At 73.8% G+C, this 24,233-nt stretch carries 23 protein-coding genes; 13 read left to right on the top strand and 10 right to left on the bottom strand.

Annotation, left to right across the window (positions count from 1 at the left end):
• The first annotated feature begins 9 nt into the window (after positions 1-9).
• From ACF1BN_RS28685 to ACF1BN_RS28670, 4 genes are all read left to right on the top strand, one after another.
• Positions 10-984, top strand: coding sequence for a hypothetical protein (locus ACF1BN_RS28685; RefSeq protein WP_392334485.1), 975 nt, complete (start codon positions 10-12; stop codon positions 982-984).
• A 220-nt stretch (positions 985-1,204) separates the two neighbouring features.
• The gene (locus tag ACF1BN_RS28680; RefSeq protein ID WP_392334484.1) at positions 1,205-2,470 is read left to right on the top strand and encodes a hypothetical protein; all 1,266 of its coding nucleotides are present in this window, start codon (positions 1,205-1,207) and stop codon (positions 2,468-2,470) included.
• Positions 2,467-3,339, top strand: a complete 873-nt coding sequence (locus ACF1BN_RS28675; RefSeq protein ID WP_392334483.1) for a sortase — start codon at positions 2,467-2,469, stop codon at positions 3,337-3,339. The genes ACF1BN_RS28680 and ACF1BN_RS28675 overlap by 4 nt, the downstream gene beginning before the upstream one ends.
• A 49-nt stretch (positions 3,340-3,388) precedes the next feature.
• The gene (locus ACF1BN_RS28670) at positions 3,389-4,210 is read left to right on the top strand and encodes a phosphate ABC transporter ATP-binding protein (protein WP_392334533.1); all 822 of its coding nucleotides are present in this window, start codon (positions 3,389-3,391) and stop codon (positions 4,208-4,210) included.
• A gap of 69 nt (positions 4,211-4,279) precedes the next feature.
• Here ACF1BN_RS28670 and ACF1BN_RS28665 read toward each other — a convergent pair whose 3' ends face one another.
• The 3 genes from ACF1BN_RS28665 to ACF1BN_RS28655 all read right to left on the bottom strand — a co-directional run bounded on the left by ACF1BN_RS28665 (position 4,280) and on the right by ACF1BN_RS28655 (position 7,688).
• Positions 4,280-5,938 carry a phospho-sugar mutase gene (locus ACF1BN_RS28665; RefSeq protein WP_392334532.1) on the bottom strand — a complete coding sequence of 553 codons (1,659 nt, stop codon included), beginning with the start codon at positions 5,936-5,938 and terminating at the stop codon, positions 4,280-4,282.
• 333 nt (positions 5,939-6,271) lie between these two features.
• The gene (locus tag ACF1BN_RS28660) at positions 6,272-7,075 is read right to left on the bottom strand and encodes a purine-nucleoside phosphorylase (RefSeq protein ID WP_392334482.1); all 804 of its coding nucleotides are present in this window, start codon (positions 7,073-7,075) and stop codon (positions 6,272-6,274) included.
• A 175-nt stretch (positions 7,076-7,250) separates the two neighbouring features.
• Positions 7,251-7,688: a gamma-glutamylcyclotransferase gene (locus ACF1BN_RS28655; protein ID WP_189847237.1), complete on the bottom strand. Its 438-nt coding sequence runs from the start codon at positions 7,686-7,688 to the stop codon at positions 7,251-7,253.
• Positions 7,689-7,918: 230 nt separating this feature from the next.
• On the opposite strand from ACF1BN_RS28655, the gene ACF1BN_RS28650 reads away from it, so the two are divergent.
• Both ACF1BN_RS28650 and ACF1BN_RS28645 read left to right on the top strand, forming a co-directional pair.
• Positions 7,919-9,358, top strand: a complete 1,440-nt coding sequence (locus ACF1BN_RS28650; protein ID WP_392334481.1) for an NAD(P)H-quinone dehydrogenase — start codon at positions 7,919-7,921, stop codon at positions 9,356-9,358.
• Positions 9,359-9,571: 213 nt separating this feature from the next.
• Complete coding sequence (locus ACF1BN_RS28645) at positions 9,572-10,534, top strand: DeoR/GlpR family DNA-binding transcription regulator (protein ID WP_392334480.1); 963 nt, start codon at positions 9,572-9,574, stop codon at positions 10,532-10,534.
• Positions 10,535-10,747: 213 nt separating this feature from the next.
• Here the strand turns inward: ACF1BN_RS28645 and ACF1BN_RS28640 are convergent, their stop codons facing one another.
• The gene (locus ACF1BN_RS28640; RefSeq protein WP_392334479.1) at positions 10,748-12,502 is read right to left on the bottom strand and encodes an acetyl/propionyl/methylcrotonyl-CoA carboxylase subunit alpha; all 1,755 of its coding nucleotides are present in this window, start codon (positions 12,500-12,502) and stop codon (positions 10,748-10,750) included.
• A gap of 373 nt (positions 12,503-12,875) precedes the next feature.
• Here ACF1BN_RS28640 and ACF1BN_RS28635 point away from each other — a divergent pair, with 373 nt between their 5' ends.
• On the top strand, positions 12,876-13,301 hold the full coding sequence (locus ACF1BN_RS28635; RefSeq protein ID WP_392334478.1) for a hypothetical protein: 426 nt from the start codon (positions 12,876-12,878) through the stop codon (positions 13,299-13,301).
• Positions 13,302-13,308: 7 nt separating this feature from the next.
• On the opposite strand, the gene ACF1BN_RS28630 is transcribed toward ACF1BN_RS28635, so the two are convergent.
• From ACF1BN_RS28630 to ACF1BN_RS28620, 3 genes are read right to left on the bottom strand one after another with little or no spacing between them, the layout of a single operon-like run.
• Complete coding sequence (locus ACF1BN_RS28630) at positions 13,309-13,929, bottom strand: nucleoside triphosphate pyrophosphatase (RefSeq protein ID WP_392334477.1); 621 nt, start codon at positions 13,927-13,929, stop codon at positions 13,309-13,311.
• 13 nt (positions 13,930-13,942) lie between these two features.
• On the bottom strand, positions 13,943-14,071 hold the full coding sequence (gene mmpB / locus ACF1BN_RS28625) for a morphogenic membrane protein MmpB (RefSeq protein ID WP_360310879.1): 129 nt from the start codon (positions 14,069-14,071) through the stop codon (positions 13,943-13,945).
• A gap of 47 nt (positions 14,072-14,118) precedes the next feature.
• Positions 14,119-15,060 carry a LysR family transcriptional regulator gene (locus tag ACF1BN_RS28620; RefSeq protein ID WP_392334476.1) on the bottom strand — a complete coding sequence of 314 codons (942 nt, stop codon included), beginning with the start codon at positions 15,058-15,060 and terminating at the stop codon, positions 14,119-14,121.
• Positions 15,061-15,162: 102 nt separating this feature from the next.
• Here ACF1BN_RS28620 and ACF1BN_RS28615 point away from each other — a divergent pair, with 102 nt between their 5' ends.
• Positions 15,163-15,711, top strand: a complete 549-nt coding sequence (locus ACF1BN_RS28615; protein WP_392334475.1) for a dihydrofolate reductase family protein — start codon at positions 15,163-15,165, stop codon at positions 15,709-15,711.
• Between the two features lie 96 nt (positions 15,712-15,807).
• Here the strand turns inward: ACF1BN_RS28615 and ACF1BN_RS28610 are convergent, their stop codons facing one another.
• The gene (locus tag ACF1BN_RS28610) at positions 15,808-16,440 is read right to left on the bottom strand and encodes a TetR/AcrR family transcriptional regulator (RefSeq protein ID WP_392334474.1); all 633 of its coding nucleotides are present in this window, start codon (positions 16,438-16,440) and stop codon (positions 15,808-15,810) included.
• 69 nt (positions 16,441-16,509) lie between these two features.
• Here ACF1BN_RS28610 and ACF1BN_RS28605 point away from each other — a divergent pair, with 69 nt between their 5' ends.
• Positions 16,510-17,961 (top strand): MFS transporter, encoded by a 1,452-nt coding sequence (locus ACF1BN_RS28605; RefSeq protein WP_392334473.1) that lies wholly within the window; start codon positions 16,510-16,512, stop codon positions 17,959-17,961.
• 67 nt (positions 17,962-18,028) lie between these two features.
• Here the strand turns inward: ACF1BN_RS28605 and ACF1BN_RS28600 are convergent, their stop codons facing one another.
• Both ACF1BN_RS28600 and ACF1BN_RS28595 read right to left on the bottom strand, forming a co-directional pair.
• Entirely contained in the window at positions 18,029-18,241 is a 213-nt protein-coding gene (locus ACF1BN_RS28600; protein WP_392334472.1) for an acyl-CoA carboxylase epsilon subunit, read from the bottom strand.
• Positions 18,242-18,261: 20 nt separating this feature from the next.
• Positions 18,262-19,866 carry an acyl-CoA carboxylase subunit beta gene (locus tag ACF1BN_RS28595; RefSeq protein ID WP_392334471.1) on the bottom strand — a complete coding sequence of 535 codons (1,605 nt, stop codon included), beginning with the start codon at positions 19,864-19,866 and terminating at the stop codon, positions 18,262-18,264.
• Between the two features lie 134 nt (positions 19,867-20,000).
• On the opposite strand from ACF1BN_RS28595, the gene ACF1BN_RS28590 reads away from it, so the two are divergent.
• The 4 genes from ACF1BN_RS28590 to ACF1BN_RS28575 all read left to right on the top strand — a co-directional run bounded on the left by ACF1BN_RS28590 (position 20,001) and on the right by ACF1BN_RS28575 (position 24,231).
• Positions 20,001-20,852: a biotin--[acetyl-CoA-carboxylase] ligase gene (locus tag ACF1BN_RS28590; RefSeq protein WP_392334470.1), complete on the top strand. Its 852-nt coding sequence runs from the start codon at positions 20,001-20,003 to the stop codon at positions 20,850-20,852.
• A gap of 142 nt (positions 20,853-20,994) precedes the next feature.
• The gene (locus ACF1BN_RS28585; RefSeq protein ID WP_392334469.1) at positions 20,995-22,173 is read left to right on the top strand and encodes an adenylate/guanylate cyclase domain-containing protein; all 1,179 of its coding nucleotides are present in this window, start codon (positions 20,995-20,997) and stop codon (positions 22,171-22,173) included.
• A gap of 50 nt (positions 22,174-22,223) precedes the next feature.
• Positions 22,224-23,012 carry an enoyl-CoA hydratase/isomerase family protein gene (locus ACF1BN_RS28580; protein ID WP_376599341.1) on the top strand — a complete coding sequence of 263 codons (789 nt, stop codon included), beginning with the start codon at positions 22,224-22,226 and terminating at the stop codon, positions 23,010-23,012.
• A gap of 85 nt (positions 23,013-23,097) precedes the next feature.
• A complete protein-coding gene (locus tag ACF1BN_RS28575) occupies positions 23,098-24,231 on the top strand; it encodes a diguanylate cyclase domain-containing protein (protein WP_392334468.1) in 1,134 nt (377 codons plus the stop codon).
• Positions 24,232-24,233: the final 2 nt, after the last annotated feature.

Raw genomic sequence — 24,233 nt, 5'->3', positions numbered from 1 at the left:
AGATCAGAAGTGAACGTCAAGTCCCGCGCTCGTCTCGGTGCCGCCCTCGCCGTGGCCGCCCTCGGTCTCGGTGCCGCCTTCGCCCCGGCCGCCCAGGCCGACCCCAGCCCGGTCACCCAGTACCGCACCCTGGCCGGTGTCGGCTCCGACACGACCCAGGACGTCCTGAACGGTCTCGGCAACGTCGTCACCAACGCCTTCGGCCAGAAGATCATCGCCTCCTGGGACGCCACCGGCACCGCCACCGTCAAGACCAAGGCGACCGGCTGCGTGATCAACCGCCCGAACGGCTCCTCGGCCGGCATCGACGCGCTCCGCAACGCCGTGGACACCAACTCCGGCTGCCTCGACTTCGCCCGCTCCTCGCGCGGCCCGGCCGACGCCTCCACCACCGACCTCACCTGGATCCCCTTCGCCAAGGACGCGGTGTCCTGGGTGAAGCGCTCCGACAGCGCCCTGCCGTCCGACCTCACGGCCGCGCAGCTGAAGGCGATCTACGAGTGCACCACCACGTCCCTCGGCGGGGTGGCCCTCACCCCGATCCTGCCGCAGTCCAACTCCGGCACCCGCCAGTTCTTCCTCGCCTCCATCGGCGTGACCACCCCGGGCACCTGCGTCCAGCAGGGCGTCCAGGAGAACGACGGCACCGTCCTCGACACCGCCGGCGACATCGCCCCGTACTCCGTCGCCCAGTACACGGCGCAGGAGAAGGCCGTCGTCACCGACCGCCGCGGCGCGGCCGTCCTCGGCTCCGTCGGCACGGTCGCCGCGCGCAACGCCGACAAGACGCTCAACCTGGCCTTCCCCTTCACCCGCGACGTCTACAACGTCGTCCCCACCCCGAAGCTGACGAACGCCACCATCGCCTCCACCTTCGTCGGCTCCACCTCCAAGGTCTGCGCCGCCGGCACGACGATCGCCAACTACGGCTTCGGCACGCTCGGCGCCAACTGCGGCACCACCACCCTCAAGGGCGAGCGCTGACCGCCCCGCTCCCGTAACCCGCGCGACGGCCGGGCACCCCAGGGTGCCCGGCCCCACGGCGTACCCCCGCACGCGTCCCGCGCCGCCCGCCGCCCTTCGCCCGCCGCCCTTCGCCCGCCGCCCTTCGCCCGCCGCCCTTCGCCCGCCGCCCTTCGCCCGCCGTCCACCCGCTCCGGAGGAACCCCGTCCCATGAACCGCGTCTCACCCCTCAGGTCACCCGTGGCTCTGCTCACGGCCCTCGCCCTCCTCTGCGGTGCCCTGGCGATCGTCCTGGCCCTGTCCGTGCCCGCCTCCGCCGTCACCCGGCAGGGCGCCCTCACCCTCACCCCGGCCGCGGGAACCCTCGCGGCGGGCCCGGCGGCCGTCACCGCCGACGGTCCCTGCCCCGCGCCCGCCGAGGCCGGAAAGCCCTACGTCAAGGGCGTCCTCGGGCTCGTCAACCCGCTCGACCCGACCCTGCCGGAGACACTCGTCGGCGAGGTCGCGGCGAGCGGCCCGGCCGACACCACCCCCCTCGCCGGGACCCTCGACGGATCCGGCGCCGGGTACGCCTCCCTCCAGGACCGGCTCCGCGAGATCACGCCGTCCGGCCCGCTCGACGGCGCGTACGAGCTGAGGCTGTACTGCGAGACGGCCGAAGCGGGCGCGCGCGCCGCCTACTTCTCCCGGATGATCGAGGTGACGGGCGAGAGCTGGTCGGCCATGGACCGGCAGGCGACGAACCTGAAGGTCGGCTCCGACAGCGACACCCCGCCCGCGGGCCGGGTCTTCCCCATCAGGGCGCGGGTCGAACCGGCCACCGCGACGGGCACGGTCACCTTCGTCACGCTCGACGAGGCCACCGGAGAGGTGAGGGAGCTCGGCACCGAGGAACTGGTGGCGGGCCGGGCCGAGATCACGGCCACCATGCACGCCACGGTGAACCTCACCTTCCCCGTGCTCGCGCAGTACGCCCCCGCCGACCCGGCCGCGTACACGTCCGCGCAGCTCGTCCACGTGTTCACGGCGGGCCCGGAGACCACCCCCACCCCGACCCCCACGACCCCCACCCCCACGACCCCGACTCCGACCCCGACCCCGACGGACACCCCGACCCCGTCCGACACCCCCACCCCCTCGGACACCCCCACCCCGACGGACACGCCGACGCCCTCGGACACGCCGACCCCGTCCGCCTCAGGGACTCCCGACACCACCGGGAGCCCGTCCGCGTCCACCGACCCCTCCGGCTCCTCCGGCTCCTCGGGCTCCTCCGGGGACACGGCGGGCGGCGGCTCCACCGGCTCCGGCGACGGCGGCCAGGCCGGCGGCGGCTCCTCCGGGTCCTCAGGCTCCGGCGCCACCCCCCACGGCGGTGGCGGCACCCTCGCCGCCACCGGAGCGGTCTCCGCCGCCTCCGCCGCGGCCGGCGCGCTCGCGCTCTGCCTGCTCGGCGCCGCCGCCGTGATCGAGGTCCGCCGGCGCAGGGCGGTCACCCGGCCGTGACGACCGCACCGGCACCCGCCCCCCGCTCCGGGCTCGGCCCGGCCGGGGTGGCGCTGTGCGTCCTCGCCGCCCTCCTCATCGGCTTCGCCGCCAACCTGACCGTCGTCGGGCACCTCCAGCACGCCCGCGACCAGTCCACCGCCTACGACGAGCTGCGCGAGCAACTCGCCCTCGGCACCGCGCCGGTGGGGCAGACCACCTACGACGGCAGGGCGGTCGCCCTCGGCGACCCCGTCGCCCTGCTCCGCATCCCGGTCCTCGGCGTGCGCGAGGTCGTCGCCGAGGGCACCACCTCGGAGGTCCTCAGATCGGGACCCGGCCACCGCCGGGACACCCCGCTGCCCGGCCAGGCGGGCCAGTCCGTGCTCATGGGCCGCCAGTGGGGCTACGGAAGCCCCTTCAACGACCTCCACCGGCTGCCGCCCGGCGCCCGCGTCGAGGTGACCACCGGGCAGGGCGAGGCCGTGTACGCGGTGGTGGGCGTCCGCCGCCCCGGCGACCCCACCCTGCCGGCGCCGCGCGACGGCGAGGGCAGGCTGACCCTGGTGACGGCGAGCGGCGGCGCGTACACCCCCGAGAACCATCTCTTCGTCGACGCGAAGCTGGTCTCCGAGGTCCGGCCCAGCCCGCCCCGACCGCTCCGGCCCGGCTGGATCACCGACGCCGAGAAGCCGCTCGCCGGCGACCCGGCGGCCTGGCCGAACATCTTCCTCGGCGCCCAGGCCCTCCTTCTCGCCGCCGTCCTCACCGCCGCCGCCCGACGCCGCTGGGGCCCGCGCCAGACGTGGGTCGCCGCCACCCCCGTGCTCCTCGCCCTCGGCGTCCTCGTCTCCGGCGAGCTGACCCGCCTCCTGCCCAACCTCCTCTGAAAGCCGTGGAGCTGATGACACCGTGACCGACCTCGCCGACACCGCCACCCTGCCACCCGTCCCCGCCGGGAAGCCGCCGGCCGTCCGCACCGGCCGCGCCGGAGCGCTCGACGCGGAGGCCGTCTCCGCCTGGTTCGGCGACCGCAAGGTCCTCGACCGGGTCTCGCTCGCCATGCCCGCCCACGAGGTGACCGCCCTCATCGGCCCCTCCGGCTGCGGCAAGTCCACCTTCCTCCGCATCCTCAACCGGATGCACGAACTCATCGGCTCCGCCGCCCTGTCCGGCCGCGTCCTGCTCGACGGCGAGGACATCTACGACCGGGGCCGCCGCATCACGCACGCCCGCCGCGAGATCGGCATGGTCTTCCAGAAGCCCAACCCGTTCCCCGCGATGTCCCTGTACGACAACGTCCTCGCCGGCCTCAAGCTCGGCGGCGTCCGGGCCGGCCGGGACGAGCGGGACGCCCTCGTCGAGGAGTGCCTGACCCGCGCCGGCCTCTGGAACGAGGTCAGGGACCGGCTCCGGCAGCCCGGCGGCGCCCTCTCCGGCGGCCAGCAGCAGCGCCTCTGCATCGCCCGCGCGCTCGCCGTCCGCCCCCGCGTGCTCCTCATGGACGAGCCCTGCTCCGCCCTGGACCCGACCTCCACCCGGCGCGTCGAGGAGACCGTCGCCGAGCTCAAGTCCGACGTGACGATCGTGATCGTCACCCACAACATGCAGCAGGCCGCCCGGGTCTCCGACTCCTGCGCCTTCTTCCTCGCCGAGCAGGGCACGCCCGGCGTGATCGTCGAACACGGCCCCACGGAGCGGATGTTCGGCGCTCCGGTCGACCCGCGCACGGCGGACTACGTCAACGGCCGCTTCGGGTAGCGCGATCGGGCGGCACGACGAAGGGCCGGTACGGAACTCCCGTACCGGCCCTCGCCCTTCACGTCCGGCTCACAGCCCCGCGGCCGCCGCCAGGTCCTTCTTCAGCGCGTCCAGCACCTCGGTGCCCGTCGCCCGCGCCGCGGCCAGACCGCTCGCGTCGGCGACCGGGACCACGACCTCCAGGTAGCACTTCAGCTTGGGCTCGGTGCCCGACGGGCGGACGATCACCCGCGCCTTGTAGGTGCCGTCGAGGTGGTAGCGCAGACCGTCCGTCGGCGGCAGCGACTCCGTGCCCTCGGTCAGGTCCTCCGCCGAGACCACCGGGAGCCCCGCGAGCCGCACCGGGGGCTTCTCGCGCAGCGCCGCCATCGCGTCCGCGATGACGGACAGGTCCTCCACCCGCACCGACAGCTGGTCCGTGGCGTGCAGCCCGTGCTCCACCGCCAGGTCGTCGAGCAGGTCGGTCAGCGTCCGGCCCCGCTCCTTCAGCTCCGAGGCCAGCTCCGTGACGAGCAGCGCCGCCGTGATGCCGTCCTTGTCGCGGACGCCCTCCGGGTCCACGCAGTAGCCGAGCGCCTCCTCGTACCCGTACCGCAGGCCGTCCACCCGGGCGATCCACTTGAAGCCGGTCAGCGTCTCCTCGTACCCGACCCCGGCGGCCTCGGCGATCCGGCCGAGCAGCGAGGACGAGACGATCGACTCGGCGAAGACGCCGGTGGCGCCCTTGCGCACCAGGTGCGCGGCGAGCAGCGCGCCGACCTCGTCGCCGCGGAGCATCCGCCAGCCGCCCTCGGCGGAGGCGTCCGGCACGGCGACGGCGCAGCGGTCGGCGTCCGGGTCGTTGGCGATGACGATGTCGGGGTCCACGGCCCGGGCCGCCTCGAAGGCCAGGTCCATGGCCCCCGGCTCCTCCGGGTTCGGGAACGCGACCGTCGGGAACGCCGGGTCGGGCTCGGCCTGCGCCGCGACCAGCGCGGGCGGCGGGAAGCCGTGCCGGGCGAAGGCCGCCGTCAGGACGTCCTTCCCGACGCCGTGCATGGCCGTGTAGACGGTGCGGGCGCTCCGCGGCGAGCCGGGGGACAGCACGGCGTCGGTCCGGGCCAGGTACGCCTCCAGGACCTCCTCGCCGAGGGTCTCCCAGCCGTCCTCCGGCCGCGGCACGTCGGCCAGCGCCCGGACGGCGTCGATCTCGGCCGCGATCCCGGCGTCCGCCGGCGGCACGATCTGCGAGCCGTCGCCCAGGTACACCTTGTAGCCGTTGTCCCGCGGCGGGTTGTGGCTCGCCGTCACCTCGACGCCGGCGACGGCGCCCAGGTGCCTTATGGCGTAGGCCAGGACCGGCGTCGGCAGCGGGCGCGGCAGCAGCGCGGCGCGCAGCCCGGCGCCCGTCATCACGGCGGCGGTGTCGCGGGCGAAGTCGGCCGACTTGTAGCGGGCGTCGTAGCCGATGACGACCAGACCGCCGGCCTGCCCCTCCTTCTTCAGGTACGCGGCGAGCCCGGCGGCGGCCCGGATCACCACGGCCCTGTTCATCCGCATGGGCCCGGCGCCCAGCTCACCGCGGAGACCCGCGGTGCCGAACTGCAGCGTCCCGGCGAACCGGACGGCCAGCTCGTCGGTGTCGCCCCGGTCGAGGAGCGCGCCGAGCTCCTCCCGGGTCTCGGGATCGGGATCCTCGGCGAGCCACGCCTGGGCCCGGGCGAGGAGTTCGTCCTGCGTCACGGTGATGCGCCTTTCGTCTGCGGGCGGGGTGGGGGCGGTGGGGAGCGGCGGGGTGGGGGCGGGTGGTGGTGCGTGCGGGGGTGCGGGCGGGTGCGGGGCGCGGGTGGCCCGCTGCGCGGAGCCTTTCCCCGCCCCGCCCCTTCCCGTAACCGGGGCTCCGCCCCGGACCCGGCGCCTAAGGCGCCGGCGGGGCCGGATCTCAGCCCGTCCGGCGTGTGAGAACACGGCCGGAGGCCGTACGGGGGTCCAGGGGCTCGGGCCCCGGTTCGGGAAGGGGCGGGGCGGGGGAGAGGCCCCGCGCAGCGGCCCGCTCCGCCCGTTCCGACCCCTGCGGCGACGTCAGATCCGGTCCAGGACCCGCGTCAGCAGTTCGCCCATCCGCGCCGCCGAGTCCTTCCCCGCCTGGAGGACCTCCTCGTGGTTGAGCGGCTCGCCCGAGAGGCCCGCGGCCAGGTTGGTGACGAGGGAGATGCCGAGGACCTCCGCGCCGGCCTCGCGCGCGGCGATGGCCTCCAGCACGGTGGACATGCCGACGAGGTCGCCGCCCATGACGCGGACCATGTTGATCTCGGCGGGGGTCTCGTAGTGCGGGCCGGGGAACTGGACGTACACGCCCTCCTCCAGCGTCTCGTCGACCTCCTTGCACAGCGCGCGCAGCCGCGGCGAGTACAGGTCGGTGAGGTCGACGAAGTTCGCGCCGACGATCGGGGAGGCGGCCGTCAGGTTGATGTGGTCGCTGATGAGGACGGGCTGGCCGGGGCGCATGCCCTCGCGCAGGCCGCCGCAGCCGTTGGTCAGGACGACGGTCCTCACGCCGGCGGCGACCGCGGTGCGGACGCCGTGGGCGACGGAGGCGACCCCGCGGCCCTCGTAGAAGTGGGTGCGGCCGAGGAAGACCAGGACGCGCTTCTCGCCGATCCGGTACGAGCGGACCTTGCCGCCGTGGCCCTCGACGGCCGGCGGCGGGAAGCCCGGGAGCTCGGTGACGGGGAACTCGGCCTCGGGGGCGCCCAGGGCGTCCACGGCCGGGGCCCAGCCGGAGCCCATGACCAGGGTGACGTCGTGGTTCTCGACTCCGGTCAGCTCGCGCAGACGCGCGGCCGCGGCCTCGGCGGCCTCGTACGGGGTGGCAGTAGCGTTCACTGGCTCTTCTCGCCTCGGGGAGGGGGTCCGAGGGAGGTGGCCCCGGACGGAATTCGTTCGCGAAGAAGCCTAGCCCGAGAATTCCTACGCGCGTAGATGACGGCGCGGACGGACATGCGATCGTTGTCTTGTCGTTTCCCACGAAAGCGCCCCGGGCGGGGCTTCGGCGCCGCCCTCAGCAGGGCCGCTTGCGGATCTCCATCACGTAGTCGTGCGGCGCGCCCGCCGACTCCGCCGCGTCGGCGACCTCGCCCAGGTAGCGGGCGGACGGCAGCCCGCCCTCGTACGCGTTGAGCACGTACACCCAGGCCGCCTCCTCGCCGTCGAGGGTGTGCACCCGCACCCGCATCCGCCGGTAGATGTCGAGCCCGACGCCCTCCCAGCGGTCCATCGAGTCCTCGTCCATCGGGGCGATGTCGTACAGCGCCACGAAGACCTGCTGGCGCGGGGCCTCGACGAGTGTGGCGAGCGCTCCCTCCCAGCCCATCTGCTCCCCGCCGAAGGTGAGCCGCCAGCCGTTCAGCCAGCCGGTGCCGCGCAGCGGGGAGTGCGGGGCGCGGCGGCTCATCAGCCGCGCGTCGAGGTTGCCGGCGTAAGCGGCGTAGAGCGACATGGGACCGAGGGTACGGGAGTGGCGCCGCTGTCCGGCGAACCCCGAGGTGGGGGCCGTACGGGTGCTCCCCGAGCGGTCCTGGGTGGGCTTTCCCGGCCCCGGCGCGAGAGACCGGGCGGCGTACGGGAGAATGGAGTACGCACTTGAAGCGTGCGGGACAATGGCGTACGCACTGCAGCCCACGGGGGCCGCACACCCCCGCAGAACGAGAGCGCGAGGCGTAGATCCCAGTGACCCGGATCGTGATCATCGGCGGCGGACCCGGCGGATACGAGGCTGCCCTGGTGGGCGCCCAGCTCGGCGCGGAGGTGACCGTCGTCGACTGCGACGGCCTCGGCGGCGCGTCCGTCCTGACCGACTGCGTCCCCTCCAAGACCCTGATCGCCACGGCGGAGGTGATGACCACCTTCGACTCCTCCTACGAGGAGCTGGGCATCATCGTCGCGGACGACACCCCGCACGTCGAGCAGGCCGCCCGCGTCGTCGGCGTGGACCTCGGCAAGGTCAACCGACGGGTGAAGCGGCTCGCGCTGGCCCAGTCGCACGACATCACCGCCTCCGTCACCCGGGCGGGCGCCCGGGTGCTGCGCGGCCGCGGCAGGCTCTCCGGCCGCCAGGCCATGGACGGCTCCCGCCAGGTGATCGTGACGGCGGCCGACGGCACCGAGGAGACGCTGACCGCCGACGCCGTGCTGATCGCCACCGGCGGCCACCCGCGCGAGCTGGCCGACGCCAAGCCCGACGGCGAGCGGATCCTGAACTGGACCCAGGTCTACGACCTGAAGGAGCTCCCGGAGGAGCTCATCGTGGTCGGTTCCGGTGTCACCGGCGCCGAGTTCGCCGGCGCCTACCAGGCGCTCGGCTCCCGGGTCACGCTCGTCTCCTCCCGCGACCGCGTCCTGCCGGGCGAGGACCCGGACGCCGCCGCCGTCCTGGAGGACGTCTTCCGCCGCCGCGGCATGAACGTCATGGCCCGCTCCCGCGCCGAGTCCGCCAAGCGGGTCGGCGACCGGGTCGAGGTCACCCTCTCGGACGGCCGGGTCATCTCCGGCACCCACTGCCTGATGGCCGTCGGCGCCATCCCGAACTCCGCCGGGATGGGGCTGGAGGAGGCCGGGGTCAGGCTCAAGGACTCCGGGCACATCTGGACCGACAGGGTCTCCCGCACCTCCGCCCCCGGTGTGTACGCGGCCGGCGACGTCACCGGGATCTTCGCGCTCGCCTCGGTCGCCGCCATGCAGGGCCGGATCGCGATGTACCACTTCCTCGGCGACGCGGTGACCCCGCTCGACCTGAAGACGGTCTCCTCGAACGTCTTCACCGACCCCGAGATCGCCACCGTCGGCTACACCCAGGCCGACGTCGACGCCGGCAAGATCGACGCCAAGGTCGTCAAGCTGCCGCTGCTGCGCAACCCGCGTGCCAAGATGCAGGGCATCCGGGACGGCTTCGTGAAGATCTTCTGCCGCCCCGGCACCGGCATCGTGGTCGGCGGCTGTGTCGTCGCCCCCCGGGCGAGCGAGCTGATCCACCCGATCTCGATCGCGGTCGACAACAATCTGACGGTCGAACAGATCGCAAATGCTTTCACCGTGTACCCCTCCCTGTCGGGCTCGATCGCCGAAGTGGCACGGCAGTTGCACACCCGAAAGACCTCGGGCGAGGGCTGACGGCCCGCCGGACCCGGCGGCGATCACGGCCCCTCGCCTGCGGGAACGGTTCGCCGACTCGGACAACCCCCGGCAAGACGGGGCATAGCCGGGGCACAAAACGGATCAATGGCGGGGCTCCCCATACCACTTGGGGGCCTCGCCCATGTGCATCTTCCGCAATCCGGTCCATAGTGCTGAAAAGCACCGGCGACGCACGTTACTGTCAGTTTCGTGTTCGCTGCAGAACGTCGCCAGTTGATCCTCGAAATGGTGCGAGCCAATGGGGCCGTGTCGCTCCGCGAGCTCGCCCGCGTCGTCCAGACCTCCGAAGTGACCGTGCGCCGTGACGTACGGGCCCTGGAGGCAGAAGGACTCCTCGACCGCCGGCACGGCGGTGCGGTGTTGCCGGGCGGATTCACGCGAGAATCCGGCTTCCCGCAGAAATCCCATCTCGCGACCGCGGAGAAGACGGCCATCGCCGACGTCGCCGCGAGCCTGGTCGAGGAGGGCGAGGCCATCGTCGTCGGCGCCGGGACCACCACCCAGGAGCTGGCCCGCCGGCTCGCCCGGGTGCCCGGCCTCACCGTGGTCACCAACTCGCTGCTCGTCGCCCAGGCCCTGGCGCACGCCAACCGGGTCGAGGTCGTCATGACCGGCGGCACCCTGCGCGGCTCCAACTACGCCCTGGTGGGCAGCGGGGCGGAGCAGTCGCTCCAGGGGCTGCGGGTCTCCCGCGCCTTCCTCTCCGGCAGCGGCCTCACCGCCGAGCGCGGCCTCTCCACGTCCAACATGCTCTCCGCGAGCGTGGACCGGGCGCTGGTGCAGGCGGCGGCCGAGGTCGTGGTCCTCGCCGACCACACCAAGCTCGGCACCGACACCATGTTCCAGACGGTGCCGACGGACGTCATCACCCGCCTGGTCACCGACGAGCCCCCGCCGCACGACGAGCGGGCCGCCACCGAGCTCCAGGCCCTCGCCGACCAGGGCGTGCAGATCGCCGTGGCCGGCACCGGGCAGAGCGGCGTCCCCGCCCCCGAGCAGCTGCCCCCGGGCGTCCGGGGCCGCCGGGAGATGCCGCTCCCCGTCCAGCGCGGCGGCAGGATGCCCGCCGGCCAGTTCCGCGGCCCCGGCCCCGGTCTCGGCGCCGAGCCCCTGGAGCGCACGGCCCGCGTCGCGGACCTGCGCCGCCGCTGAGCCACGGTCCCGGGCCCGCGCACCGGGTCTTCGCTCCCTGAGCAGGTCCGTCCGCCGCCGAGCCACGGTCCCGTGCTCACGCACCGGGGCTCCGCCCCTGAGCAGGTCCGTCCCGCGTCGTACGCGGTGAGCCGCCGTCCCTTCCCGCCCCGAACGCGGCGAAGGGCCCCCAGGCGGCTGCCTGCGGGCCCTTCCCTGTGAGCTTCCGGGCCGTCAGGCCTTGATCTCGCAGATGCCGGCGCCGGAGGTGATCGAGGCGCCGACCTCGGCGTTCAGGCCGGTGATGGTGCCCGACTTGTGCGCGTTGAGGGGCTGTTCCATCTTCATGGCCTCGAGGACGACGATCAGGTCGCCCTCCTTGACCTCCTGGCCCTCCTCGACCGCGATCTTCACGATCGTGCCCTGCATGGGCGAGGCGAGGGTGTCGCCGGAGGCGGTCGGGCCGGACTTCTTCGCGGCGCGGCGCTTCGGCTTGGCGCCGGCGGCCAGGCCCGTGCGGGCCAGGGTCATGCCCAGGCTCGACGGGAGGGAGACCTCCAGGCGCTTGCCGCCGACCTCGACCACGATCGTCTCGCGGCCGGACTCGTCCTCGTCCGCGTCGGCACCGGCCGGGGCGAACGGCTTGATCTCGTTGACGAACTCCGTCTCGATCCAGCGGGTGTGGACGCGGAACGGGTCGGCGGTGAAGTCGGGGTCGACCACGGCGGCCCGGTGGAAGGGGATGGCGGTGGCCATGCCCTCGACCTTGAACTCCGCCAGGGCGCGGGCGGCGCGCTGGAGCGCCTGCTCGCGGGTGGCACCGGTGACGATCAGCTTGGCGAGGAGCGAGTCCCACGCCGGGCCGATGACGCTGCCGGACTCGACGCCCGCGTCCAGGCGGACGCCGGGGCCGGTCGGCGGCTGGAAGAGGGTGACGGTGCCGGGGGCCGGGAGGAAGTTGCGGCCCGGGTCCTCGCCGTTGATACGGAACTCGAAGGAGTGACCCCGCACGGCCGGGTCGCCGTAACCGAGCTCCTCGCCGTCGGCGATCCGGAACATCTCGCGGACGAGGTCGATGCCGGTGACCTCCTCGGTGACCGGGTGCTCGACCTGGAGACGGGTGTTGACCTCCAGGAAGGAGATCGTGCCGTCCATGCCGACGAGGAACTCGACCGTGCCGGCGCCGACGTAGCCGGCCTCCTTCAGGATCGCCTTCGACGCCGCGTACAGCTGCGCGTTCTGCTCGTCCGTCAGAAACGGCGCGGGGGCCTCCTCGACGAGCTTCTGGTGCCGGCGCTGCAGCGAGCAGTCACGGGTGGAGACGACGACCACGTTGCCGTGGGTGTCGGCCAGGCACTGGGTCTCGACGTGCCGCGGCTTGTCGAGGTAGCGCTCGACGAAGCACTCGCCGCGGCCGAAGGCGGCGACGGCCTCGCGGACGGCGGAGTCGTAGAGCTCGGGCACCTCTTCGAGGGTGCGGGCGACCTTCAGGCCGCGGCCGCCGCCGCCGAAGGCGGCCTTGATCGCGATCGGCAGGCCGTTCTCCTTGGCGAAGGCGACGACCTCGTCCGCGCCGGAGACCGGGTCGGGCGTGCCCGCGACGAGCGGCGCGCCGGCGCGCTGGGCGATGTGGCGGGCGGCGACCTTGTCGCCGAGGTCGCGGATCGCGTGCGGCGGCGGGCCGATCCACGTCAGACCGGCGTCCAGGACGGCCTGGGCGAACTCCGCGTTCTCGGACAGGAAGCCGTACCCGGGGTGGATCGCGTCCGCTCCGGCGTCCTTCGCGGCCTGGAGCACCTTGGCCATGTCCAGGTAGCTGGTGGCCGGGGTGTCACCGCCCAGGGCGAACGCCTCGTCGGCCGCGCGGACGTGCAGGGCGTCCCGGTCCGGATCGGCGTAGACAGCTACGCTCGCGATCCCGGCATCCCGGCAGGCACGGGCGACACGAACAGCGATTTCGCCACGGTTGGCGATGAGCACCTTGCGCACGATGGCTCCCTCCTTGAAACAAGCTGAGTTTAGGGACTGCCGACACGACCCCTCGACCTGGCCCCCAAGGTGACCTTGCCCACACGGAGCGTGAATCGAGGGTCGCTCGGGTCGTGAATTCCCTTGTCGCACCAAGGTACGCAGGGTTCCTTTACGGCACAGTAGCTCCGAGGTGTGGCGCAGGTCTCTGTTCGTGGAGCCAGTCGCCATTCGGGTTTCTTTGTCGAGTCCCTACGAATGGCCCAACGATTCTTTGCCGCACCGTCGTCCTTCGGCCATCGCGTGCGGACTCTTGTCCGAGCGTTTACCGGCCAGTAGCCTTCGCGCTGTCGACCGTACTGTCGGTAACAAGCGAATCCAGGGGGTGGCCGGAATGGCCCGCAGACCGATCGCGTTCGTCACGGCCGCCGTCCTCCTCCTGGAGGCTCCCGCGATCATCGGGATCAACGCGATCATGGCCCGCTTCGTGGAGGCCCAGTCGATGTCCCTCGACGGACTCGACCCCGACCACATGGTCACCGGCACCTGGGCGCTCGGCATCGGGTCCGGCCTCGCCCTCGCGCTCTGCGCCCTCGTCGCCTTCCTCACCGGCCTCCGCGACCGCGCCCCCGGGCGTTTCGGCCGGGGGCTCCTGATCGGCTGCGCGGTCGTCCACGGGGTGCTGGGCGCGGTCGCCGTCGGCCTGATCGGCTGGACCGCCTTCGCCGTCATGATGACCGTCGTCGGCCTGATCGTGCTCACCCTGGTGGTGTACGCGAAGGAGCCCGCCGCCGAGAAGGCGGCGGTCGCGGCGGCCTGAGGGGGCCTCAGGTCCAGAGCTCGGTGATCCCCACGTCCAGCTTGGCGAGGAGCCGGCGCAGCAGCGGCAGTGACAGGCCGATGACGTTCCCCGGGTCGCCGTCGATGCCCTCGATGAACGGCGCCGACCGGCCGTCCAGCGTGAACGCGCCCGCCACGTGCAGCGGTTCGCCGCTCGCCACGTACGCGGCGACCTCCTCGTCCGTCGGCTCGCCGAACCGCACCACGGTGGCCGCCGTCGCCGACTCGTACCGCTTGGCCGCCGTGTCGTAGACGCAGTGGCCGGTCTGGAGGATGCCGACCCTGCCCCGCATCTCCTTCCAGCGGGCGGTGGCCTCGGCGGCGTCCGCGGGCTTGCCCAGGGCGCGCCCGTCCAGTTCCAGGACCGAGTCGCAGCCGATCACCAGGGCGCCGCTCACCTCGGGGCGGGCGGCGACGTGGGCCGCCTTGGCCTCCGCGAGGGCGAGGGCGAGCTCCGCCGGGGTGGGGGCGTGGACCTTGTCCTCGTCCACGCCGCTGACGATCACCTCGGGGGCGAGGCCGGCCTGGCGGAGCAGGCCGAGCCGGGCGGGCGAGGCGGAGGCGAGGACGAGCCGGCGGGGCGTGCCGCCCGGACGATCAGCAGTCATGGGGGCAGCGTACTCAGCGCGCGCCCACCGCGAGCATCAGGACGACCATGGCCATCGCCAGCAGCACGCCCGATCTGCGCAGCATCTCCTGGGCCTCGCGCAGGAACTTCGGCGGCTTGTTCTCCGGGTCGGACCACAGCATGCCCCGATCCTGCTCCGGTGACGGCCGCGGCGCCTGAGTACGGATACTCAACACGGCGGCGCGAGCTCGTCGACGATCTCCAGGTAGGGACGGACGAGCGGGTTCCGTCCGGTCGCCGGCCACATCGGGGCGTAGTCGACGGTCGGGGCGTCGCGGAAGGGCACGTACGCGACCCCCGGCCGGCCGTGGAAGCGCTCCGCGCGGGCCGCGGCCGTGCCGACACCGCCGCCGGCGGCGACCTGCACCAGGACCTCCTGCCAGGAGCGCGCGGCGGGCCCCTGCGGGACCGGCCGTCCGGCCGGGGTCCGGCGCGGGAAGTGCCGCTCCAGCCAGGGGCGCGGGGCGCGGGCGTCGGCGAGGGTGACCAGCACGGTGTCCGCGAGGTCCTCGACGGAGACGGACTCCCTGCGGGCGAGGGGGTGGTCCGCGGGGACGAGCAGCGCCCTCGGCTCCGCGAGGACCGGCCGTCCGGTGGCGATGTCCGGCTCGTCGACGGGGAGCTCGGTCAGCTGGACGTCGACGGTGCCGGCGCGCAGCCCGCCCAGGGGGTCGCGGAGCGGGACCTCCCGCAGCTCGACCTCGCAGCCGGGGTGCCGGGCCCGGAGGACCCGCGCGGCCCGCGCCGCGAGGTCGCCGCACCACGGCGCGGACCAGCCGACCCGGAGCAGCCCCTCGATCCGCCCGCCGCGTCCGGCCGCGACGGCCTGGGCGAGCCCCAGCCCGATCTGCTCGTACGCGGGCAGCAGGTCGTCCCGCAGCCGCTCGCCGACCCCGGTCAGCGCGACGCTCCGGCTGGTGCGGGTGAACAGCGGGGTGCCGACCCGGCGCTCCAGCTTCCTGATGGTCTGGCTGATCCGGCTGGTCGTCACGTGGAGCCGGACGGCGGTGCGCCCGAAGTGCAGTTCCTCGGCGAGCGTGAGGAACGCCTCCAGCTCCAGCCGGTCCGGCATCGGGTGCCGCGCGGGGTGCCCGCCCCTTCGTGTAGCCACGCTCAACGAGCGTTCCTCCTTCCGGTCTTGTCGGTACGTCGGGCCGGTCCTGATGCTGGGTGGCCTCAGGAACCCCCGTCTCGGCCAAGGAAGTGCACCGGCATGCGCAAGATCGTCAACTCGACGTACCTCTCCCTCGACGGCGACATCGAGAAGCTCGACCAGTGGTCCTTCGCGTACTGGAGCGACGACCTGGAGCGGTACGCGAACAAGCTGCTCCTCGCCGCCGACGCGCTGCTGATGGGGCGGGAGACCTACACGAACTTCGCCTCCGCGTGGCCGGCGCGGGCGGGCACGGACGCCTTCGCGGACCGGATGAACGCCATCGAGAAGTACGTCGTCTCCTCGACCCTCACGGGCGGCGCGTGGGGCGACACCACGGTGATCCCCCGGGAGGGGGCCGTGGAGGCGATCGCCGCGCTCAAGGAGCGGCCGGGCGGGGACATCCTGATGTACGGCTTCGGTCCGGTCGCCAAGACGCTGCTCGCGCACGGTCTGCTGGACGAGGTCCACTTCTGGGTGCACCCGGTTCTCGCGGGCGGCGGGAGCCTCGCCGCCGACGGTTTCCAGGGCAGGCTCCGGCACGTCCGCACCGAGACCCTCGACACCGGCGTCGTGGTGCTCACCTACGCGCCCGCCTCCCCCGAGTAATTCAGAGACGAAACGTCTCGTCTCGTCAGCTCACTATGGCGCCCTCCGCGCCCCGGGTCAAGCCGTCCTCCCGGGGCGCGGAGGGCGTCAGCGCGCTCAGGTCGTGTACGCGCCCGCCGTCGCGGCGGCCAGGGCGGCCGTCGCGGCCCGCTCGGCGTCGGCGGCGGTCAACTCCTCGTGGGTGACGGCGAAGCGGTAGTAGAGCGGCGCGGAGACGGCCCGCAGGAGCTCCAGCGGGTCGGTGCCCGCGGGGAGCTCGCCGCGGGCCACGGCCCGCTCGGCGACCGGCGCCCATTCGGCCAGCCGGGTCCGGTAGAAGCCGCCGAGGGCGCGGGCGCACTCCTCGTCGCAGGCGGCGGCCGCGATGACGGCGCGGAAGACGGCGCCCATCCGCGGGTCGGCGAGGGTCTCCCGCACGAGGGCGGCGTTGGCCCGCAGGTCGCCCGCGAGGGTGCCGGTGTCGGCGGCGGGCAGCGACTGCTCGGCCATGTCGTGCAGCAGGTCCGCGACGAGGCCGACGGGGGAGCCCCAGCGGCGGTAGACGGTGGTCTTGCCCACGCCCGCGGCGGCGGCGATCTGATCCATGTTCAGGGTGTGGAAGCCGCCGGCGGCGAGGGTGTCCTCGGTGGCGTCGAGGACCGCGCGCCGGACCTTGGCGGTACGGCCTCCGGGGCGCTGGGTGCCGGGCACGGCCGACGGGCTCTCGCTCAAACGGGTCTCCTGTTCCATTAAGGCGGGATGGTCTGCTACGGTCTCGTTCATCTTAACGGAACCAGTCTCCCATTAAGGGGTCCCGTGATGGCTTCCCTCGATGCTCCCCCGACCCAGGCGACGTCCGCCCGCACGGACACCCGCGAAGACGCCCGCACGGACGCCCGCCCGGACACCAGCGCGGACGCCCGCATGGACGGGCGGACCAGGCTCGTCCTCGTCGTCCTCCTCGTCGCGCAGTTCATGCTGGCCGTGGACTTCTCGATCCTGAACGTCGCCCTCCCCGTCATCGGCGAAGGACTCGGCTTCTCCCTCGGCGGGCTCCAGTGGATCGCCACCTCCTTCGCCCTCGCCGCCGCCGGCTTCACCCTCCTCTTCGGGCGCCTCGCCGACCTCCTCGGCCGCCGCCGCGTCTTCCTCGCCGGCATGGGCGTCCTCGGTGCCGCCTCCCTCGCCGGCGGCCTCGCCACCACCCCCGAACTCCTCATGGCCGCCCGCGTCGCCCAGGGGCTCGCCACCGCCGCCGTCACCCCCGCAGGCCTCGCCCTGCTCACCTCCGCCTTCCCCGAGGGGCCGCTGCGCGCCAGGGCCCTCGGCCTCAACGGCGCGCTGATGTCCGCCGGGTTCACCACCGGCGCCGTCCTCGGCGGCGTCCTCACCGACCTGCTCTCCTGGCGCTGGGCCTTCCTCGTCAACGTGCCCGTCGCCCTCGCCGTCCTCCTCGTCGCCCCGGCCGTCCTGAAGGAGAGCCGCCCCGCCACCCGGCCCCGGCTCGACGTCCCCGGCGCGATCACCGTCACCGGCGGCCTGCTCGCCCTCGTCCTCGGCCTCACCGGCGCCGGCGAGCACGGCTGGACCGCCCCCGGCACCCTCGTCCCGCTCGCCGCGGCCGCCCTCCTCCTCGCCGCCTTCCCCCTCGTCGAACGGCGCTCCGCGGCGCCCCTCGTCCCCCTCCGGATCCTGGCGCGCCGCACCGTCGTCGTGGGCAACCTCGCCGGGCTCGCCGCCTTCGCCACCGAGACCTCGCTGGTCTTCCTGATGACCCTGCACCTCCAGGACGTGCTCGGCTTCTCGCCGCTCGCCGCCGGTCTCTCCTTCGGCGTGCTCGGCGCCGGCACCGTCCTCGGCGGCCTGCTCGCCCCCCGCTTCACCGGCCGCTTCTCGCCCCGCGCCGCCCTGGTCGCGGGCGGCGCCCTCCAGGCCGCCGCCACCCTCGCCCTCCTCGGCATCGGTGACGGGCGGAGCACGTACGGGCTGCTGCTCGCGGCCACCTTCGCCGGCGGCGTCGGCAACATGCTCGCCATCGTCGGCTTCATGATCACCGCCACCTCGGGCCTCCCCGACACCGAGCAGGGCATGGCCACCGGCATCGCCACCATGACCCAGCAGATCGGCATCACCCTGGGGACCCCGGTCATGAGCGCCGTCGTCGTCACCGCCGCCGCGCTCCCCGACGGCATCGCCCGCGCCGTCGCCGTCAACGCGGCCCTCGTCGCCCTGGCCGCCCTCGCCTCCGCGCTCCTGCTGCGCCGCCGCTGAACGCACACGACGAGGGCCGGACCCCCCGCACACGGGGTCCGGCCCTCGTCCTCGCCGACGTACTCTCCTAGACCGGCCAGTAGGACCGCGCCCAGGCCCGCGGGCCCGGCCGGTGCCGTACCGAACGCGCGATCCGCGACGGGTCCGACCAGCCCTCCGGCAGTGCCGGGCCGCCGCCCTGCGCGGCCGCCGCCGCGGTGGCCGCGGCCCGGGCCTGGACCACCGCCAGTGCGGCGGCCAGCTCCTCGGGCGTCGGGTTTCCTCGTACGACCTTGATCATCGTGCTGTTCCTCCCGAGGGTCAGAGCGGAATGTTGCCGTGCTTCTTCGGAGGCAGGGATTCCCGCTTCGTCCGCAGCTGACGCAGGCCCTTCACGACCTGGGCCCGGGTCTCCGACGGCAGGACCACCGCGTCGACGTAGCCGCGCTCCGCCGCGATGTACGGGTTGAGCAGGGTGTCCTCGTACTCCTGGATCAGCCGCGCCCGCACCGCCTCGACATCCTCGCCGTCGGCCTCCGCCTCGGCGATCGTCCGCCGGTGCAGGATGTTCACCGCGCCCTGCGCGCCCATGACGGCGATCTGGGCCGTCGGCCACGCCAGGTTCAGGTCGGCGCCCAGGTGCTTGGAGCCCATCACGTCGTACGCGCCGCCGAACGCCTTGCGGGTGATGATCGTGATCAGCGGGACGGTCGCCTCGGCGTACGCGTAGATCAGCTTCGCGCCGCGCCGGATGATGCCGCCGTACTCCTGGTCCACGCCCGGCAGGAAGCCCGGCACGTCCACGAAGGTCAGCACCGGGATGTTGAAGGCGTCGCAGGTGCGCACGAACCGCGCGGCCTTCTCCGAGGCGTTGATGTCCAGACAGCCGGCGAACTGCATCGGCTGGTTGGCGACGACGCCGACCGGGAAGCCCTCCACCCGGCCGAAGCCGGTCAGGATGTTCGGCGCGAACAGCGCCTGCGTCTCCAGGAACTCGCCGTCGTCCACGACGTGCTCGATCACCTTGTGCATGTCGTACGGCTGGTTCGCCGAGTCCGGGATCAGCGTGTCGAGCTCCAGGTCCTCGCCCGACACCTCCGTCTCCGCCGTCTCCGGGAAGGCCGGCGCCTCCGAGAGGTTGTTCGACGGCAGGTACGAGAGCAGCTGCTTCACGTACTCGATGGCGTCCTTCTCGTCACCCGCCATGTGGTGCGCCACGCCCGAGGTCGTGTTGTGCGTCCGGGCGCCGCCCAGCTCCTCGAAGCCCACGTCCTCGCCGGTCACCGTCTTGATGACGTCCGGGCCCGTGATGAACATGTGGGAGGTCTGGTCCACCATCACCGTGAAGTCGGTGATCGCGGGGGAGTACACCGCGCCGCCCGCGCACGGGCCCACGACCAGCGAGATCTGCGGGATCACACCGGAGGCGTGGGTGTTGCGGCGGAAGATCTCGCCGTACATGCCGAGCGCGCTCACACCCTCCTGGATGCGGGCGCCGCCGGAGTCGTTGATGCCGACGACCGGGCAGCCGGTCTTCAGCGCGAAGTCCATCACCTTGATGATCTTCTGCCCGTACGTCTCGCCCAGCGCCCCGCCGAAGACGGTGAAGTCCTGCGAGAAGACGGCCACCGGACGCCCGTCGACCGTGCCGTAGCCGGTGACGACGCCGTCGCCGTACGGCCGGTTCTTCTCCAGGCCGAAGTTGGTCGACCGGTGCCGGGCCAGCTCGTCCAGCTCCACGAAGGAACCCTCGTCGAGCAGCAGGGCGATCCGCTCACGCGCGGTCAGCTTGCCCTTCGCGTGCTGCTTCTCCACCGCGCGCTCCGAGCCGGCGTGCGTGGCCTCGCCGATGCGGCGCCTCAGGTCCGCGATCTTGCCCGCGGTCGTGTGAATGTCGATCTCGTACTGCTCTGCCGGCTCGGACATCGGGATGCGGCTCCCTGCCTGGTCACGGGGGGTTCGCTGACTGCGAATGGGCTACTGACGGCCTGCTGACCCGTAGCGTATCGGCGCGACCACGGCAGCGCAGTGCGGTCTATCCCACACCTAGTCTGGCTTGCATGACGTCCTCCCACGCATCAGGCGGACCCTGGTCCGACCTCGACCGGCCCCCGCTCAACGCCCGTGCGCTGCGCCAGGCACTGCTCCTCCCGGACGGCCTGTGGACCTCCCTCGACGTGGTCCCCACGACCGGCTCCACCAACTCCGACCTCGCCGCGCGCGCCGGCGAACTGCCCGAGGGCGCCGTCCTCGTCGCCGAGGAGCAGACCTCGGGCCGCGGCCGTCTCGACCGCACCTGGAGCGCCCCCGCCCGCTCCGGCCTCTTCCTGTCCGTGCTGCTCAAGCCGGACGTGCCCGTCCACCGGCTCGGCTGGCTGCCGCTGCTCACCGGCCTGGCCGCCGCCACCGGCCTGGTCAAGGCCGCCGGCGTCGACGTCTCCCTCAAGTGGCCCAACGACCTCCTGGTGAAGGTCGGGGACGAGGAGCGCAAGGCCGGCGGCATCCTCGCCGAGCGGGCCGGCGAGCACGGCGTCGTCATCGGCCTCGGCATCAACGTCTCCCTCCGCGCCGAGGAGCTGCCCGTCCCCGCGGCCGGCTCCCTCCTGCTCGCCGACGCCGTCTCCACCGACCGCGACACCCTGCTGCGGGCCGTCCTCCGCTCCCTCGCCGACTGGTACGGCGCCTGGACGCGGGCCGGCGGCGACCCCGAGGCGTCCGGGGTCCAGGCGGCCTACGCGGCCGGCTGCGCCACCCTCGGCCACCGGGTCCGCGCCGACCTGCCGGGCGAGCGGACGCTGGAGGGCGAGGCGGTCGCCCTGGACGGCGACGGGCGCCTCGTCGTCGCCACCGAGGGCGGCGGCACGGAGGCGGTCGGCGCGGGCGACATCGTCCACCTGCGCGCGACCGGCTGAGCCCGCCGCGCGCGACGGGCCGATCCCCCGGCCGTTCCGGCGTGAGCCAGCCCACACCTGTCGTATCGTGGACCGCGATCCAGGCGAACAGATCGGCAGAACGAACAGTGGGCAGCGGCAGGGAACGGGCAGGAGGCGGCCGGTGACCGTCGACGACGCGAACACGGGCGACGACCGGTCCGAGCCGTCCGGGCAGGCCGGGACGGCCGCGGCCGCGGAGACCTCGGCGTATCCCACCCCCCACCACGCCGTCGACCACACGGTCGAGCCGACCGACGACCCGCTCGCCATCCGCCTCGAACAGCTCATCCTCGGCGCCGACCGCCGCTACACCCCCTTCCAGGCCGCCCGCACCGCCGGCGTCTCCATGGAGCTCGCCTCCCGCTTCTGGCGGGCCATGGGCTTCGCCGACATCGGACAGGCCAAGGCGCTCACCGAGGCCGACGTGCTCGCCCTGCGGCGGCTCGCCGGCCTCGTCGAGGCGGGGCTGCTCAGCGAGCCGATGGCGGTGCAGGTCGCCCGCTCCACCGGGCAGACCACCGCCCGACTGGCCGAATGGCAGATCGATTCCTTCCTGGAGGGCCTGACCGAGCCGCCCGAGCCCGGCATGACCCGCACCGAGGTCACGTACCCCCTCGTCGAACTGCTCCTCCCGGAGCTGGAGGAGTTCCTGATCTACGTGTGGCGGCGCCAGCTCGCCGCCGCCACCGGCCGGGTCGTGCAGGCCGCCGACGACGAGGAGATGGTCGACCGGCGGCTCGCCGTCGGCTTCGCCGACCTCGTCGGCTTCACCCGCCTCACCCGCCGCCTGGAGGAGGAGGAGCTCGGCGAACTGGTCGAGGCCTTCGAGACCACCTGCGCCGACCTGGTCGCCGCGCACGGCGGCCGGCTCATCAAGACGCTCGGCGACGAGGTGCTGTACGCGGCGGACGACGCCGGCATCGCCGCCGAGATCGCGCTGCGCCTCATCGAGACCCTCAGCCAGGACGAGACGATGCCGTCGCTGCGCGTCGGCATCGCCTTCGGCACCGTCACGACCCGGATGGGCGACGTCTTCGGCACCACCGTGAACCTCGCGAGCCGGCTCACCTCGATAGCGCCGAAGGACGCCGTCCTGGTCGACAGCGCCTTCGCCGAGGAGCTGACCAGGACCGGCGAGGTGCCGGTGTCGGAGGCCGAGGCGGCGGAGGAGGCCGCCCGCGCCGAGAAGGAGGGCCGGCCGCACCGGACGTACCGCTTCGCGCTCCAGCCGATGTGGCAGCGCTCCGTCCGCGGCCTCGGCGTCGTGGAGCCCTGGCTCCTGAACCGCCGGCCGACCTAAGATCCCTCCCGGGACGGTGTGAACCGTCGTTAACCGGGAGGGCGTGAGGGATGACCGAGCAGCGTTTTGGTGAGTTCGTGCTGGTCCGCAGGGAGGGGCACGTCGCCGAGTTCGTCCTCGACCGGCCCAAGGCGATGAACGCCGTCTCCTCCGCGATGGCCCGCTCCATCGGCGAGGCGTGCGCCGCCCTCGCCGCCGACCCGGCCGTCCGGGTCACCGTCCTGACCTCCTCGAACGACCGGGCCTTCTGCGTCGGCGCCGACCTCAAGGAGCGCAACTCCTTCACCGACGCCGAGCTGGTCCGCCAGCGCCCCACCGCCCGCGCCGCCTACACCGGCGTCCTGGAGCTGCCGATGCCGACCGTGGCCGCCGTGCACGGCTTCGCCCTCGGCGGCGGCTACGAGCTGGCGCTCGCCTGCGACCTGATCGTCGCCGACGCCACCACCGTCGTCGGCCTCCCCGAGGTCTCCGTCGGCGTCATCCCGGGCGGCGGCGGTACGCAGCTGCTGCCCCGCCGGGTGGGCGCGGCGCGCGCCGCCGAGCTGGTCTTCACGGCCCGCCGGGTGGAGGCCGCCGAGGCCCGGGAGCTGGGCCTGGTGGACGTCGTCGCGGAGGAGGCCCGGACGGCCGCGCTGGAGCTCGCCGGGCGGATCGCCGCGAACTCCCCGGTCGGGCTGCGCGCCGCGAAGAAGGCGATGCGGCTGGGACAGGGCCTGGACCTGCGGGCCGGCCTGGAGGTCGAGGACGCGGCCTGGCGCTCGGTGGCCTTCTCCGGCGACCGGGCCGAGGGTGTGGCGGCGTTCAACGAGAAGCGGAAGCCGGAGTGGCCCGGCGAGTGACCTGAATGATCCCGTTTCGTACCAGATGTCACTTTCTGTGACGTCTCGAAAGGGAAAACGGATCAAACCTCCCTAAGCTGGAGGAATGGGAGAGGACGTGCGGCTGCGGGCCGTGGTGGCGCTGGCGCAGGGGATGGCGGCGGCGCACACCCCGCGGGAGTTCTGGCGGGCCGCGGCGCTCGGCGCGTGCGCGGGGCTCGACGGGAGCTTCGGCGCCCTGTCGGTCTGGGAGCGGGACCACGGACGGCTGCGGGTGCTGGTGAACGCCGGGGCGCGGGCGGCCGGCGAGGAGGAGTTCCCGGACGGGGAGACGTACCCGGTCCACCAGTTCCCGGAGATCACCGAGTTCCTGCACGAGCGGTGGGCGGTCGGCGCCGGCCCGCACGCCTGGGTCGAGACCGCCGACGCGCCCGTCGTCTCCGGCCGGGTCGCGGGCCTGCGGCGGCGTGGCCGGTCCTGCTGCGTGGTGGCCCCGGTGGTGCTGCACGGGCGTGCCTGGGGCGAGCTGTACGTGGCCCGGCCCGCGGGGGCGAAACCTTTCACCGACGCCGACGCGGACTTCGCGAACGTCCTCGCCGCGGTCGTCGCGGCCGGCATCGCCCAGGCCGAACGCCTGGAGGAGGTCCGCAAGCTCGCCTTCACCGACCCGCTCACCGGCCTCGCCAACCGGCGCGCGGTCGACGCCCGCCTCGACGAGGCCATCGAGCGCTACCGGGCCGACGGCGCGGTGGTCAGCCTCGTCGTCTGCGACCTCAACGGCCTCAAGCGCGTCAACGACACCCACGGGCACGCCGTCGGCGACCGCCTCCTCGAACGCTTCGGCTCCGTGCTCTCGCGCTGCGGCGCTCGCCTGCGCGGCGCCCTCGCGGCCCGTCTCGGCGGCGACGAGTTCTGCCTCCTGGCCGTCGGCCCCACCGCGGACGAGGTGGTCGCGGTGGCCGAGGAGCTGTGCGTCCGCGCCGCCGAGCTGGAGCTGGGTGAGGGCGTCGCCTGCGGGGTCGCCTCCACCGGCGACCCGATCGGCCCCCTCAAGTCGGCCCGCCGCCTCTTCCGCCTCGCCGACGCGGCCCAGTACCAGGCCAAGGCCGCCCGCTCCGTGAAACCGGTCGTGGCCGGGCGCGACGGCACCGTCATCCGACTGGCCGACGCCCCGCCCGGCGGCCGCGACCGCCGCCGCTTCCGCGACGCGCCGACGGTGGAACTGCCGCCGGAGCGGTGACG

The sequence above is a fragment of the Streptomyces sp. NPDC014861 genome, assembly GCF_043081625.1.
GTDB lineage: Bacteria > Actinomycetota > Actinomycetes > Streptomycetales > Streptomycetaceae > Streptomyces.
This window is presented reverse-complemented; position numbering and strand designations above follow the sequence as displayed.